Origin of the sequence: Paracoccus solventivorans, assembly GCF_900142875.1 — a bacterium.
In the GTDB taxonomy this organism is placed as follows: Bacteria; Pseudomonadota; Alphaproteobacteria; order Rhodobacterales; family Rhodobacteraceae; genus Paracoccus; species Paracoccus solventivorans.
Genome location: NZ_FRCK01000017.1, coordinates 1 through 14,080 on the forward strand (window position 1 = coordinate 1; position 14,080 = coordinate 14,080).

General features: G+C 62.3%; 12 protein-coding genes, 1 tRNA gene and 1 pseudogene. 6 read left to right on the forward strand and 8 right to left on the reverse strand.

The genetic code is table 11. The features are described from left to right. The first annotated feature begins 18 nt into the window (after nt 1–18). Nucleotides 19–95, forward strand: a tRNA-Met gene (locus BUB57_RS15900). On the opposite strand, the gene BUB57_RS15905 is transcribed toward BUB57_RS15900, so the two are convergent. After that, nucleotides 52–1,704, reverse strand: coding sequence for a recombinase family protein (locus tag BUB57_RS15905; RefSeq protein WP_073068833.1), 1,653 nt, complete (start codon nt 1,702–1,704; stop codon nt 52–54). The two genes, BUB57_RS15900 and BUB57_RS15905, sit on opposite strands and share 44 nt — an antisense overlap. Nucleotides 1,705–2,217: 513 nt before the next feature. Here BUB57_RS15905 and BUB57_RS15915 point away from each other — a divergent pair. Next, nucleotides 2,218–2,517 (forward strand): type II toxin-antitoxin system TacA family antitoxin, encoded by a 300-nt coding sequence (locus BUB57_RS15915; RefSeq protein ID WP_012112837.1) that lies wholly within the window; start codon nt 2,218–2,220, stop codon nt 2,515–2,517. 46 nt (nt 2,518–2,563) lie between these two features. Next, entirely contained in the window at nt 2,564–3,031 is a 468-nt protein-coding gene (locus tag BUB57_RS15920) for a GNAT family N-acetyltransferase (RefSeq protein ID WP_234952123.1), read from the forward strand. Nucleotides 3,032–3,123: 92 nt separating this feature from the next. On the opposite strand, the gene BUB57_RS16650 is transcribed toward BUB57_RS15920, so the two are convergent. Together BUB57_RS16650 and BUB57_RS15925 are read right to left on the reverse strand one after the other, a co-directional pair. Continuing rightward, nucleotides 3,124–3,729, reverse strand: a complete 606-nt coding sequence (locus BUB57_RS16650) for a hypothetical protein (protein ID WP_143159764.1) — start codon at nt 3,727–3,729, stop codon at nt 3,124–3,126. 130 nt (nt 3,730–3,859) lie between these two features. Beyond that, nucleotides 3,860–4,780, reverse strand: coding sequence for a BrxR family helix-turn-helix transcriptional regulator (locus BUB57_RS15925; protein WP_073068824.1), 921 nt, complete (start codon nt 4,778–4,780; stop codon nt 3,860–3,862). Between the two features lie 137 nt (nt 4,781–4,917). Between BUB57_RS15925 and BUB57_RS15930 the strand changes: the two genes are divergently transcribed. The 3 genes from BUB57_RS15930 to BUB57_RS15940 are packed head-to-tail and all read left to right on the forward strand — an operon-like array spanning nt 4,918 to nt 8,944. Continuing rightward, nucleotides 4,918–6,066 carry a patatin-like phospholipase family protein gene (locus BUB57_RS15930; protein ID WP_073068825.1) on the forward strand — a complete coding sequence of 383 codons (1,149 nt, stop codon included), beginning with the start codon at nt 4,918–4,920 and terminating at the stop codon, nt 6,064–6,066. 3 nt (nt 6,067–6,069) lie between these two features. Continuing rightward, entirely contained in the window at nt 6,070–7,116 is a 1,047-nt protein-coding gene (locus BUB57_RS15935; protein WP_073068826.1) for a cyclic GMP-AMP synthase DncV-like nucleotidyltransferase, read from the forward strand. Further along, complete coding sequence (locus BUB57_RS15940) at nt 7,109–8,944, forward strand: ThiF family adenylyltransferase (RefSeq protein ID WP_073068827.1); 1,836 nt, start codon at nt 7,109–7,111, stop codon at nt 8,942–8,944. The genes BUB57_RS15935 and BUB57_RS15940 overlap by 8 nt, the downstream gene beginning before the upstream one ends. A gap of 194 nt (nt 8,945–9,138) precedes the next feature. Here BUB57_RS15940 and BUB57_RS15945 read toward each other — a convergent pair whose 3' ends face one another. The 5 genes and pseudogenes from BUB57_RS15945 to istA form a co-directional block, all read right to left on the reverse strand. Continuing rightward, complete coding sequence (locus BUB57_RS15945) at nt 9,139–9,507, reverse strand: hypothetical protein (protein WP_073068828.1); 369 nt, start codon at nt 9,505–9,507, stop codon at nt 9,139–9,141. Between the two features lie 20 nt (nt 9,508–9,527). After that, nucleotides 9,528–10,217 carry an SOS response-associated peptidase gene (locus BUB57_RS15950; RefSeq protein WP_073068829.1) on the reverse strand — a complete coding sequence of 230 codons (690 nt, stop codon included), beginning with the start codon at nt 10,215–10,217 and terminating at the stop codon, nt 9,528–9,530. Nucleotides 10,218–10,524: 307 nt separating this feature from the next. Next, entirely contained in the window at nt 10,525–11,550 is a 1,026-nt protein-coding gene (locus BUB57_RS15955) for an IS110 family RNA-guided transposase (RefSeq protein ID WP_073068830.1), read from the reverse strand. A 174-nt stretch (nt 11,551–11,724) separates the two neighbouring features. Continuing rightward, nucleotides 11,725–12,402 carry an IS21-like element ISPkr1 family helper ATPase IstB gene (gene istB / locus BUB57_RS15960; RefSeq protein ID WP_073068831.1) on the reverse strand — a complete coding sequence of 226 codons (678 nt, stop codon included), beginning with the start codon at nt 12,400–12,402 and terminating at the stop codon, nt 11,725–11,727. Then, a pseudogene (istA, locus tag BUB57_RS15965) lies at nt 12,383–13,949 on the reverse strand (IS21 family transposase). Before istA ends, istB begins: the two are co-directional and overlap by 20 nt. Nucleotides 13,950–14,080: the final 131 nt, after the last annotated feature.

Sequence of the window (14,080 nt, forward strand, 5' to 3'; positions counted from 1 at the left end):
ACAACACGCAGCAACAGTCGCGGGGTAGAGCAGCCCGGTAGCTCGTCAGGCTCATAACCTGAAGGTCGTAGGTTCAAATCCTACCCCCGCAACCATCTTTACTTGCGACCCCGTAGCGCCCGCTGCGGGGTTTTTGCTTTGCGTGGAAATCGTAAGGATTCCAGCAAGATCGCCCTGCACGTCGATCTCCACCTTGCCCTCGACCGGGGTCAACACGATCTGGTCAACGAGCGAGCGCAGCGTGTCGGCGGCCTCGATCCGTTTCCCCTCGTCTTCGTCCTGCAGGGCGTCGTAGAGCTGTTGGACCCGCTTGCGGTATTGCAGTGCCATACTCGGGTGCAGCAGGGGTGGCGGCTCGTCCGCTTCGGCCAGGAACAGTTCAAGTTCCTTCTTGCGTTTCTCAATCGTCACCATCTTTGCGTTGAGCGCGTCAGCGGCCCCACCCTTCAGAATCAGATTGAGGAGGGTCTCGAGTTCCCGATCGATCCTCGCAATCTCTGCCTCGGCCGACGCGATCTCGGCGCGGCCTTCCATGCGCAGCCGGTTCATCTCCTGCGTGAAGACTTCACAGAAATGGGCGAAGAGCTCCGGATCGACGAGTTTGTTGCGCAGCGCGTTCAGCACACGCGATTCCAGTTCATCCCGGCGGATGTTGACCCGGTTGTCGCAGGTCCCCTTATTGCGCGCCGTCGCACATCCAATCAGCGTCGCCGAAATCGCGGAATAGCCGCCACCACAGCAGGAACATTTGGTCAGCCCCGAGAAGAGGTACTTGGGGCGGCGGCGGGTATTGATCCGCGAGAGATCGGCCTCGCCGTTCTCCTTCCGCGCGAGCTTGTTCTTCTCCTGTCGCGCCTTCACCGCGTTCCAGAGTTCGTCATCGAGGATGCGCAGCTCGGGCGCTTCCTGGATGACCCATTCCTCTTCCGGATTGGGGCGGGCCTGCCGCTTGCCGGTGTTCGGATCCTTGACGAAGCGCTGCCGGTTCCAGACGATCTTGCCGATATACATCTCGTTGTTGAGGATGCCGTTGCCGCGCTTCGGGTTCCCGTTGATCGTGCTGAAACCCCAGTCTCCGCCTGACGGAGCGGGAATGCCTTCCTTGTTCAGGGCGAAGGCGATGGTCTTGGCCGATTTGCCGGCGGCATAGTCGCGGAAGATGCGGCGCACGACTTCGGCCTGGAATTCGTTGATGGTGCGATCGCCGCGGATCGGCTCGCCGTTCGCATCGAACTTCTTGACCACATCGTAGCCATAGGCATTGCCGCCACCCGATTTGCCCGCCTCGACTCGGCCGCGCTGCCCGCGCCGAGTCTTGTCGGCCAGATCCTTCAGGAAGAGCGCATTCATCGTGCCCTTGAGGCCAACATGCAAATGCGTCACCTCGCCTTCCGAGAGGGTGAACATTTTCACGTCGGCATAGGACATGCGCTTGAAGATGCCCGCGATGTCTTCCTGGTCGCGGGAGAGGCGGTCCATCGCTTCGGCCAGGATCAGATCGAAGCGGCCGCCCATAGCGTCGGCCATGAGCGCCTGAATGCCCGGCCGGATCAGCGAGGCGCCGGAGATCGCGTGGTCCGAATACTCCTCGACGATATGCCAGCCCTGCTTCTCGGCATGGAGGCGGCACATGCGGAACTGGTCGGCGATGGAAGCGTCGCGTTGATTGTCGGAAGAATAGCGGGCGTAGATCGCGACTTTCAAAACTTGGCTCCCATCCGTGTCAGGAGGAGCGCTTCCTCCTTTGCCGTGACATCTTCACTTCCTCTGCATAGCACTCCTGCGCCGCCTGCCTCGCCAGGATGCCGACCAGTCGCAGAAGGCGTGGGTCGGGATTGCCGCGTGGCGTAAACGTCAGCTCCGGCTTGTCCAGCAGCAAGGATTCGAGCAGCGCTTCGCGCTCTCCTCCTGTCATCTTTGCCGGGTTTCCTGGGGCTCGCAAGGTCATAACTTGCAGCATTCGCCGCAGGGGAAGCATAAGCAACGGAAATTGAAGGCGAATATTCGGCGACAATTGGCGCGGGTGTGCGGGCTGTGGCGTAGCCCAGCGTGTCCTGGCGAGCCATGGCGTAGCAAAATAACCTATCGGAATCCCACGTTGGCCCGGTCATCATTGGCCTCGTCGCTCGTCCTCATGAGGTCATTGACTGTTGAGGCAACCTCATCGTATTGTAATTCGCGATACAAGGCGCTATATGTCGACCAAGGAGACTCGCCATGGCCACGACCGCCGAACGCAAGGAATACCCGATCTCGATGCGCCTGCCCGAGGCGGATGTCGCAATGATCGATCGCGCCGCAAACCTGCGCGGCCGCTCGCGCACCGACTTCGTGCGCGACGCCGCAGTGCGCGCGGCCGAGGAGGTCGTCATGGAACAAGGCCTGATCCGGATGAGCCCGGAAGGCTTCGCCGAGTTCATGGATGTGCTGGCGCGTCCTGCCGCTCCCGTTCCGGAGATGGTCGAAGTCCTGAAGCGTCCCGCGCCGTGGGAGCCCGGCTACGTGGCGAAGCGGTAAGCCCTTGCTCCTTTCGGGTCCCGAACCGCTTACCGCCGCTCACGATGTGTCCGAGTTCTCCTGTGGCAAGCAGACTCTTGCCCACTGGCTGAAGACGCGCGCCCTTTCCAATCAGCAGAAGGGCTTCACTGCCGTTCTCGTCGTTCATGAGGCCGGGCGCGTGGTCGGCTACTACGGCCTTGCGCCGACCGGTGTGTTGCCTTCGGTTCTGCCGCGCTCGATCAGGACGGGGCAGCCGCCGAATCCGGTCCCGTGCATGCTGCTCGGCCAGCTCGCGACCGACACCGGATGGGCAGGGTTGGGCATCGGGACCGGCCTTGTGAAGCATGCCCTCCAACGCTGCGTTCAGGCCGCTTCGCTGATCGGCGGGCGGGCGTTGATGGTCAACGCCGTTGACGGAGATGCTGCCGAGTTTTGGCGGCGGCGCGGCTTCGAACCGTCCAGGGACGATCCCCTGGTTCTGCTTCGCTCGATCAGCGACATCGCGGCGTCGCTCGGTGAGAGCGGCGGGTAAAATCTTGGCTGGAGAGGCGGCTGGATGGATCAACCTAGGCATATGAACCAATGAACAATGGTGAGCCCATCGTGATCAACGCCAAGCGTTCCCTAGCCGAGATAGCTTGCTTCGCTTCTTTCTTTCTGGCGGAGCGTTTGTAGCGCGACCTTGTTGGATGTTTCCGCGAACCCTTTGATAAAGGCGTCGCGATCTTTTAGCTCAAGCATCTGGCAACTTGGTGCTTCATTACAGAGAAACTGTCGGAGCGACTCTCGCACGACTGCGTCCTCGTGTTGGCGGCGGCGGTTGCAAAGAATGTCGCGCGCTAACGCCGATTGCGTTTGCTCTGCGAGCCGATGAGGCGCAAAGACCGGATCGCGCTGTTCGGCGCCACGGGCGATCAGGATCGTGCGGATGCACCAGAGCGCTCGCTTTCCCAGCAGATTGGAATTCAACTCGTCGCCGAACCTGACGAGGTACCAGCCCAAGTCAACCGCCCAGCTCACTTCATCTTGGTAGGTCGATCGAAATTTAAACGCGGTTCGAAGTTTGTCCAAATAGTTGTCCGGATCTACGATTGGTTTGGCCTCACGAACGAGATGACAAACGAATAGGTCACCGTCGCGTGCGTCCTGTTCAAGCTGCCTCCAAGGATAGAGGAATAGCGACAGTTTGCCGATCGAGATGTGACGCGTCTCGTCGTCCAAATTGATCATTAGTAGATCCGTGTCAGAGCCTTCGGACTGATCGTTCCGCGCGAGACTCCCGAACAACAAGGTCGCTGCCACCGACATCACGAAGTACCATGCCAGCGTCGGCGCGACTGCTCGGTAGGCGGCGCGCTCATCATGCGGGCGAGCCAGTCCGCGAGGCGCGATCCAAGGCTTCCTTCGACATCTTGCGAGCGAGCACGCGCGCTTGCGTCACCTCGTCCCGATTTTCGAGGACGATTTGCTGCTTCTCTGGCTTCAACACCCCCGGTTCGACGTCTAGGTTGTACTCACTCATCAGATAGAAGCTTAGGCTCAATCGACATGGTCGAATGAGGCGTCCATCGGTCATCGCGTGCTCCGCTGCCACGGCCGCTTGCCGCTCAGCCGACAAGGCCGCGTTGGGCACAATGACAAGGTTGATCTTGTGTACCCACTCGAAATCGAGTTCAGGATCGACCGATGCTAGGCGCTGACCCTTAACCGCACCGATCCGGTTAAGATTATAGTCCCGGAAGTCGTTGTGCTCGCGTGACCAAGACCGGACATACCAACGGCCCGCGCTGTGGGAGAGAGCGTGCGGCGCGATCGACCGCGAGAGCTGCTCGGAACCTGTCAGCGAAGAATACTCAATGTCGATCTCGAGGTGATTGCGGACGGCGTCGAGCACGCGCAGCAAGACCGTTGGGTCAGTAGGCCGTCGTCCAAGCGTTAGCACCTCGACAGGCGGGATCGCGTCGAACCACGTGTCCTCGGGCCGCATCCATCGGTTCTCGATCGCGACCAGCTGAAGGAGGTAGCGGTCAATGGTCTCTCCGATGAAGATCGGCGCGAACGTGTTCGCGCGTCTGTAGGCCTTCTCGGCCCGGTCATAGCGAAGGTTTTGTGGGGCGAGCTTCTCATATTGAGCGATGTCAGCGGACGCCTGCTGCGCGGAGATCCCGAAAGTCTGCGCAATATCGCTGCGGTTGAAGCGACCGTCCCAGAATAGGCGAAAGTCAATGAATTCAAGCCTTCGGCGGACACCCCACCGGAGCTGTTCGCCATCTCCTACCATGTCATTACCTCCAAAAACACGATTCTTGCCGAGTTGTCACGTCCAGTAACTTGACGTATGTTTGCCCCGTTGCCATATCTTATGGACGGACGCGGGCGCGAAGGCAACCTCGTCGTGATCGAAACGGGGGCGCCTAGATGGAAACAGACGAAGAACATCAACAGCCTGAACGTCCTTACCGCGTGCTCAGCCTCGACGGTGGAGGCATGCGGGGCATCTACACTGCAGCTTTCCTGGCTCGGCTGACCAACCAGTTCGCTCGAATAAGGGGCGAGACGGCGTTGGATCTCGGCCGCGGCTTCGATCTGATCACTGGGACCAGCACTGGCGCGATCGTCGGCTGTGCGCTCGCTGTCGGTCGGCCGATGCCGGAAGTCGTCGCGCTGTATCGCGAGCATGGGCCCAAAATCTTCCCCCATAGGATCAAGGGCAAGCGGAGCGCGATCTATCGGGCCACGCAGGGTGATCGCTTTGTTCGCGCGGGCGACAACGCCCTGCGCGCGGCGCTGGAGGACGTGCTCGGAGACGTCACCATGTTCGACGTCTACAGCGGTCGCGGCGTCTCGTTATCGATCCCGTCCGTGTTGATGAGCGAGCATCGCGCCTGGGTCTTCAAGAAAACACCGAGGAGCGGAGTTCGCGACGATAAGTATCCGCTCGTCGATGTGTGCATGGCGACCAGTGCGGCACCGATCTATCGGTCGCTCGCAGCGATCAACGACCCGAACACGCCGGGCGGCCCGAAGCAGGTGTTCGCCGACGGCGGACTATGGGCCAACAACCCGATTATGGTCGGCCTGATTGACGCGCTCACTATCGCCGCGCCCGACCGCCCCATTGAGATCTTTTCGCTGGGAACGTGCCCGCGGCCCGACGGCGATCACCTCGACGCGGAGACCGCCCATCGGTCGATGCTCGACTGGTCGCTCGGTGCTGACGTGGCGCCGCTGAGCATCTCGGCTCAGGAGTTTGCCTTCGATCACATGGCGCGGCTTCTCGCAAACGCCATCAGCAACTGCGGTCGCCCGATCCGACGTGTCCGGTTTCCCAACAAGCCTGTCCCGGCCAGCATGATGCCTTACCTAGCTCTCGACGACACCCGGCGGGAGGCGATGGATCGCCTAATCGCCCAGGCCAACACCGACGCCGACCTGACCAAGAGCGTCTGCGACGATCCCAACAGCGAGGACGGACGCATGATCCGGTCCCTCATGAATGAACTGCCGGCGATGCCGGCCACCGGCGCGGTGTGGGACCGCGTATCCCCCCGTGATCGAAAAGGATGAGCAATGTTCGACTGTGCTAAGGATATCCGGGCTTACCATGACCAAGACGTGACCCTGCCCAAGACAGAGCAGGATGCGATGCGCGACCGCCGCAACTCGAACCGTTCGCGCCTTCGGAACGGCCTCGCGGCGGCAGGCAAGCCAGCGCCACTCGAGTTCGTGAAGCAGGGCAGCTACGCCATGAAGACAATGGTCCGCGACCCGGACAATGATTACGACATCGACGACGGTGTCTATTTCCGAAAAGAGGAACTGGTCGGCGAGCGCGGTGCCGAGATGACGTCGCTCCAAGCGCGCCAGATGGTGCGCGACGCCGTCGACGACGGCAAGTTCAAGAGGGCGCCGGAGGTTCGCCGCAACTGCGTGCGGGTCTTTTACGAGAAGGGATATCACGTTGACTTGCCGGTTTATCGGCGCGTCGTGACCTCGACCGTCTTCGGCGACGAGATTCACTATGAACTGGCGGCGAGCAGTGGCTGGAAACGGTCCGACGCTCGCGACGTGTCCGACTGGTACGAGGACGAGCGGGCACGATCAGCAGACGGTGTGCAGCTTCGCCGCATCAACCGCGACCTGAAGAAATACGCCCGGAGCCGCTATAGCTGGCGAGGCGGTATCTTGAGCGGGTTCGGCATCTCGGTGCTGTTGACCGAGCGGTACCGGCAGAATGAACGCGAAGATCGCGCCCTCTACGACACGATGGTCGCCATTCGCGACCGGCTGAACTGGAACCTTCAAGTTGCGCATCCCGTCACGCCGGGAGACTACATCACGAGCGGCGATGACGATGCTCGAGCTCGGAGCTTCCGCGACAAGCTGACGGAGGCGATCGACACGTTGCAACCGCTCTTCGAGGTTGATTGCACTCGCGAGCGCGCGTTGAAATGCTGGGACAAGGTGTTTGCCACGACGTTCTTCAGTGAGCGGCTAGAGGAGGAGCGGCGTGCCGCGGTAGCGGCGCCTGCAATCATCAGTTCGGCAGCGCTGTTGGGCTCGACGGCGGCCGCAGCGGCGGCAGTCAGCAGCGCCGGCGGCGGGCGCCATGCTTGAGAGGCCGTTACCTCTCTGTTGGAGGCAGGCGGCACTTCAACTTGAAGCGAGACTCCGCGAGGTGACGGGGCAGGCACCCGAGCGTTTGGATGAAGGGACGATCAGGAGTTGCTACCCCACGCGCCGCTGGGTCGCCGCTTGGCGGATCAGCGTAACTTTTCCTGACGGCGTCATGCGTCGCATCGACGTGGTGGTCACGGCGGGGTTTCCGACCGTCCCGGTGCGGACTGCGCTGGTCGACCATCCTGAATTCATGACTTGGCCGCACGTCGAGAGCGATGGCGTCCTGTGTCTTCTGCCGAACTTGGCGGAGTGTGACCCCGATGATCCGTCGGATGTGGCCGCCAATCTGCTCAACCGGTCGGTGCGGTTGATCGAGGAGTTGCTCGACGGGTCAATCATCGAGAGGGATTTTCGTGAAGAGTTCCTGACGTACTGGGCCTACAAGGCGCATTCCGATGGCGCTCATCTTTTCAGTCTGCTGACCCCTGCGCCGCCGTCGCGCGCCGTTCGGGTCTGGCGAGGTGAGGGTTTGGAGGTTGTGGGTGAAGATGCGGAATCGCTGCTCGATTGGATCCGCAACCGCTTTGGCGACTGCGCCAAAACCAAGATCGAGGACGCGGCATTCATCTGGCTGGGCGAGCCGTTGCTCCCTTCGGCGTATCCCGAAACCGCGTCAGACCTTCGCGCTCTGGCGGCCGCAACCGGGACCGATGCGGTTCAAGTTCTCGATCAAGCGGCTGTCGGCGAACCGGATCATCTCGTCACGGTTATCGGGGCAGAGGGGCGCGGGGGCGCCGGGCTGATCGGTGTCAAGATTTTAAACCCGAAGCGGCTCAAGTCTCATCCCCGCTCGGCATTGGAGCCTCTGTCCAAAGGTTTCCGACCGGGCCGCACGCCGAAGTCTGTGCTGGTCGACAGGTTCTTCGGCGCCAATCCTGTCATTCGAAGTTCCGTTCAACGAGCCGATGCGACTTGGATACATGGTCGCGGCCGAGATCCCCGGGCCGCACGGCTCCTCGCAGCGACTGCCGTCCTGATCGGATGCGGGTCCGTTGGCGCGCCAGTGGCCTGTGCCCTCGCGCAAGCCGGCGTCGGGCGGATCATTCTTCTCGATCATGACACGCTGAGCTGGCCGAATGTCGGCCGGCATCCATTGGGTGCCACTGCGGTCGGCCGCAACAAGGCCGAGGCATTGGCGGAGCGCCTGCAGACCGATTACCCCCATCTGCAGATCGAGGGCCGGCCATGCGGGCTACATGAGCTCCTTCTGACTGACCCCAATCTCCTAGAGGCAACTGATCTGATTATCGCGGCGACGGGAAGCTGGGCCGCGGAGAACGCCCTCAATCGTTGGCACGTCGATCATGGTCGACAGAAGCCGGTTCTCTATGCCTGGACCGAAGCGCATGCCTGTGCGGGGCACGGTGTCGTGATCGCGGGTGAGGGTGGGTGCCTTCAATGCCACATCGGTCGCACGGGAAAGCCCGCCTTCCAGGTCGTGGAGTGGGCGGACGGTGGCGGCGCCAATCAAGAGGAACCGGCTTGCGGCGCGCACTACCAGCCCTATGGTCCGGTTGAACTCAGCTATGTGACCGCTATGGTCGGTGAGCTCGCGTTGGACTGCCTGCTGGATCCGCCTTCGCAATCGTTCAGCCGGGTAGTTGTCGCATCGCCCGATCGGATCGCGAAGCTCGGTGGGCGCATGAGCGAGGCGTGGTTGTCTGCCCACGAGCAGATCGACTCCGGGTTGCGTACGGTTGGTCGACCTTGGCCGGCCGCTGCTTGCGTGGCGTGCGGCAGCGCTCAGTCGGAAAAGGTGGCCTGACTGGCGGCCTTTCAAAGGCCTTCAGCGAAGTCTTGCTTCCTGCACCGCCAGCCCATATCGGCGCAACCAATCTTCCTGCGGTTTTCATTTGCGGATTGCCATGAGTCAGCTCAGGGTCGGCCATTCTGCTGCGTTCCTACATCCCATTCAGCAAGCGGTCGAGTTGCGACACCAATCGTTCGCTGATGGGAAGGCTATTGTCGGGAAGACCGTCCTGCGAGACGCTCATCGAGGACCGGCTCGTCCCAGTTACGCGCCACACCGAGCCATTTGTCGATCACGGCCTGAAACTGTGGCTCGGCGAAGCAGGTCTGGAACGTGTAGAGGCGGTTGACCACCTGGCGCATCAGGTCGCGCATCTCGTCGTCGTCGATCCGCGACACGGTTACCCAGGAGATGCGATTGCCGTCCGCGTCGATGACGAAGACATCGGAATAGTCGCCGGTCTTCGTGACCGGGACCGGCCCCGCATGCAGGTCCTCCAGCATGCTGTTGCGAACGCAGATCATCGCCATCGCCTTGGCGAGCGTGGCCGCTAACTGTTCATCTTCCTTCCGGCCCATTTCGTCCTCCGGATCATTGTTCAGATGCCCGGCAGCATGCCAGTGGCAGCTGCGCTGGCTGGCGTCTCCGCGGTCACCAACCGATCATCGGGCAGTGGCCGTTGCAGCGCCTTGGCGTCCTTCCAATCAGCCCCGAGCCAGATCTCGACTTCTTCGCGGCTCGTAAGGATGGCGGGCATGGCCTTCGGATGGATCGGCTTCACCACGCTGTTGGCATCGGTTGTCAGGAAGGCGAACAGCTGATGATCGCCCGGGCGCGGGGTGCGGTTCGATCCGCGGGTTCCGCGCCAAGGCGTCCAGATTCCCGCAAAGAAGAACAGGGGCTGGGTCTCGTCGAGGGCGAACCAGTGCAGCGGTTTGCGCTTTGTGATCGGATCGGGCTTCTGCCCGTATTCGGAGAACGCGGTGGCCGGAACCACGCAGCGATGCTCGACCCCGAGCCATTTGCGCCAGTGGGGGCTGCCCGTGTTGCGGATATTGGTGACGCCCGTGTCCGGCACGTCGCGGGATTTCAGATATTCGATGGGCGTCGGCATGCCCCAGGTCAGCGAAGCTAGTTCCCGCCCGCCGTCGGTGTTGCGCACCACATGCGCCGGCCGGTCGGGATAGACGTCGATCGATGGTTCCAGATTGCCGATACTGTCATGGGTGGCGGCCACGAAATCCCGGATCGCCTGCTGATTGGTCGTAATGCGATAGAGATTGCACATCGCCCCGCCATGTCAATCGGCACGCAACTTTGACCCCCTTTCGGCGCCCATGTTTGGATGCCCCCTTCGATGCAAGGATTTTTCTGACCTTCTGAGCATGTGATCGGGTGCGGTCATGTTTCAGGCCTCTCAGGTGCGACCGTGACATGCCGCGGGCCGGTATGGTGATGCGCGGATCGGGGGCCTGATCAAAATTGCGAGCTTGAGCTCGTTGGGTGCCACTGGCTCACCCGTTCCGGATCTTGTCGATCATTTGCCCATGCTGGTCGTCGTCCTCCTCACATCGCCGACGCTCCGGCGGCCGCGGTCAGCAGACCGCGCCGGTCGGATCTCGGTAATCCTCATCGCGCGAGAGCATGGCCCAAATCATCCGGGCCATCTTGTTGGCCAAGGCGATAGCGACCAGCATGCGCGGCTTCCGGGCCAGCATGCGGGAGAGCCACGATCCGGGCTTGCCGCCCTCGCGACCCCTCCAATGCACGACGGACATCGCGCCCACGATCAGTAGGCGGCGAATGTCGCGCTGCCCCATCTTGGACGTTCGGCCGAGCTTCTGTTTTCCGCCGCTGGAATGTTGCCGGGGAACGAGCCCGAGCCAGGCCGAGAAGTCGCGCGCTCGGCGGAATTCGCGCATATCGGGCGCGAAGGTGCCGATTGCCATGGCACAGACCGGACCGATCCCCGGCATCGTCTGAAGTTTGCGAGCGACATCGCTTTCCTTCGCTGCCGCCGCAATGCGCCCGTCCAGTTCGCCGATTTCGGCGCTGAGCCCTGCGATCCGATCGAGGTAGAGCCGCCCCAAGTTGCGAACCAGGTCTGGAATGTCTTCGTCTTCTTCGAAGCGCGCGGCGAGACGGTCGATATTGCCAATGCCCTTGCCCAGGATGATGCCGTGCTCAGCGAGATGTCCCCGGAGCGCATTGACCAACTGGGTGCGCTGTCCGACGAGCAAATCGCGGGTGCGAAAGAGCATCGCCTGTGCTTGCTGTCCGGCCGTCTTCACCGCCACGCTGCGCATCGTCGGGCGCAGGGCGGCCTCGGCGACAGCTTCCGCATCAGCCGCATCGTTCTTCTGCCGCTTCACGAACGGCTTCACGTAGATCGGTGGGATGAGCCGGACGTCATGGCCGTGCCGGGCCAGCTCCCGGCCCCAGTAATGTGCGGTCCCGCAAGCCTCCATTGCCACGACGCACCGAGGTAAGGCCGTCATGAACTTCGCAAACTGTGGACGAGACAACTTCTTGCGGAACAGGACCCGCCCGTCTGCCGCAGCTCCGTGAACTTGAAAGACCTGCTTTGCCAGGTCGACGCCGACGATGCTAACCTCATTCATGGATGCCTCCTCTTCCTATGGTGACTTCAACATCACCATCTTGGCACATCGCGATGCCGTCGGGCGGGGGCATCCACCCCATCAATAATGACCCCGCTTGGTGCGCACGGGTAGCTGGCCCGATGCGGTGTAGCCTCCATACAGCGCAACCGGATCGGGCCAGCGGCGTCTCGGTCATTCCCGCGTCTTGAAGCGCCAGCTCTCGTTGCCGGTCTCGACGATGTCACAGTGATGGGTCAGTCGGTCGAGGAGCGCCGTTGTCATCTTCGCGTCCCCGAAGACGGTCGGCCATTCGCCGAAGTCGAGGTTCGTCGTCACGATGATCGATGTGCGTTCGTAAAGGCGACTGATGAGGTGGAACAGGAGCTGGCCACCCGTCTGGGCGAACGGCAGATATCCCAACCCGTCGAGGATCAGGAAGTCGAGGCGGCACAGGAGATCCGCAGTGCGTCCCTGTCGGTCGGCGCGGGCTTCGGCGTCCAGCTTGTTCACCAGGTCCACGACGTTGAAGAAGCGGCCGCGCTTGCCACGGCGGATGCAGGCCCGGGCGATGCTGACGGCAAGGTGGGATTTGCCGGTCCCGGTGCCGCCGATGAGGACGACGTTACGCTGATGCTCGAGGAACTCTCCGGAGGCCAGATCGCGCACCAGCGTTTCGTTCACGGGCGTGTCTTCGAAGCTGAACTCGTCGACTTCCTTGGCCAAGGGCAGCTTGGCGATGGTCATCTGGTATTTGATCGAGCGAGCTTGTTTCTCGCTGATCTCGGCGTTCAGCAGGTCGCCCACGATTTGCTGCGGTTCGTGCTGTCGCTTCACCGCCGTGGCGATGATCTCATCGTAGGCGGCCTTCATGCCGGAGCTTCAACTGGCCCATCGCGTCCAGCACCTGTGATCTTTCCATGGCGGGGTCTCCTGAGGCTGTCGTAGCGTTTGCAGTCGGCCACGGGCTCGCAGGTCAGGCGCAACGCGTCCGGCGTGGCGATGGTCAACGGAGGTGGTGGCTCGCGATGTCGGGCCAGGATGTTCAGAACGACCGATGCCGCCGGGGCGCCTTCGGTCAGGGCCTCGACGCAGGCAGCCTCGACGGCTTCCAGTCCATCCGTTGGGATCATGCTCAGGATCTGGACCATCTGACGGTCACCGTTCGGCACGCGCCCCAGCTTACGCTGGACGCGTCGTATCGCCGGCGGCAGTTCCCATTCCTTGAAGGGAGCGCCGTTTCGAAGGGCGCCGGGCTTGCGGGCCAGCACCGGGATGTAGTGCAGCGGGTCATAGATGGCCTTGTCGCGCCCGAAGGCGCGGTCGTGCTGGCCGACGATCTTGCCGTCCTGCCAGACCTCGACCCGCTCGGCATAGGCGCGGATCTCGACCGGGCGGCCGACGGCGCGACCATCGACCGAGTAGCGGTTCTTGTCGAACCTAACGAGGCAGGTCTTGGACACCGAGGCCGGCACGGCATGGAATCCGTCGAAAGGGCCGACGTAGGGCACCAGGCTCGCCCGCTCATCCTGGAACACGTCCCAGATTGTCCGATCACGCAATTCCTGGTGCGGATGGGCCTTGGCCCAGGCAATACAGCGATCCTGAAGCCAGGCGTTGAGTTCAGCGTAGCTCTTGAAGCGCGGCCGCGGCACGAAGAACCGCCGCCGGACAACGCCAACCTGGTTCTCTACTTGTCCCTTCTCCCAGCCGGACGCGGGGGTGCAGGCGACGGGATCGACAAGGTAGTGTCCGCACATCTGCTGGAACCGGCGATTATACGCGCGGTCGCGGCCGACGAAGATCGTGTCCACCGCCGTCTTCATGTTGTCGTAGATCCCACGCGCACAGGCGCCGCCGAAGAAGGCAAAGGCCTTGTCATGGGCATCGAACACCATCTCCTGCGTCTCTCGCGGGTAGGCCCGGACGAACAGCATCCGGCTATGACAAAGCCGGACGTGAGCCACCTTCACCGTGGTGGTCACGCCGTCGATCAGAACGACCTCGTGACTCCAGTCGAACTGGTAGGCTTCACCCGGATCGAAGCTCAGTGGCACATAGGCGGCGGCTGACGCTTCCTGCTCCGCCTGCGACCACGAAGCCGCATAGCGTCGGACCGCGTCGTAGCCGCCGTCATATCCGAGGGCCCTGAGCTCTTCGAAAATCCGGATGCGGGTCAGCCGCTCGCGCTTCGGCTTGCGCGCATTCGCCGCCAGCATCTCGTCGAGCTTGCCTTTCCAGGGACCGATCTTCGGCTGCGGTTGGACGGTTCGCTCGTAAGTCATCTCCGTTGCGCCGGACCGGATCACCTTCCGAACCGTGTTCCGCGATACCCGCAGCTCTCGGCAGATATGCTTGATCGACTTCTTGTCCTGGAAATACGCCCGGCGGATCTTCGCAATCGTCTCCACAACCAGCATCCCACACTGTGCCCCCCGATAGCCTCGGAGGGGCTCTGATGATGTGACCGCCCCCCGACGGCATCTGATGTGCCAAGGTGGGTCTGCAACGATCCACAAAGGGGAGCGGTCATGTCGGAGATTATCACGGT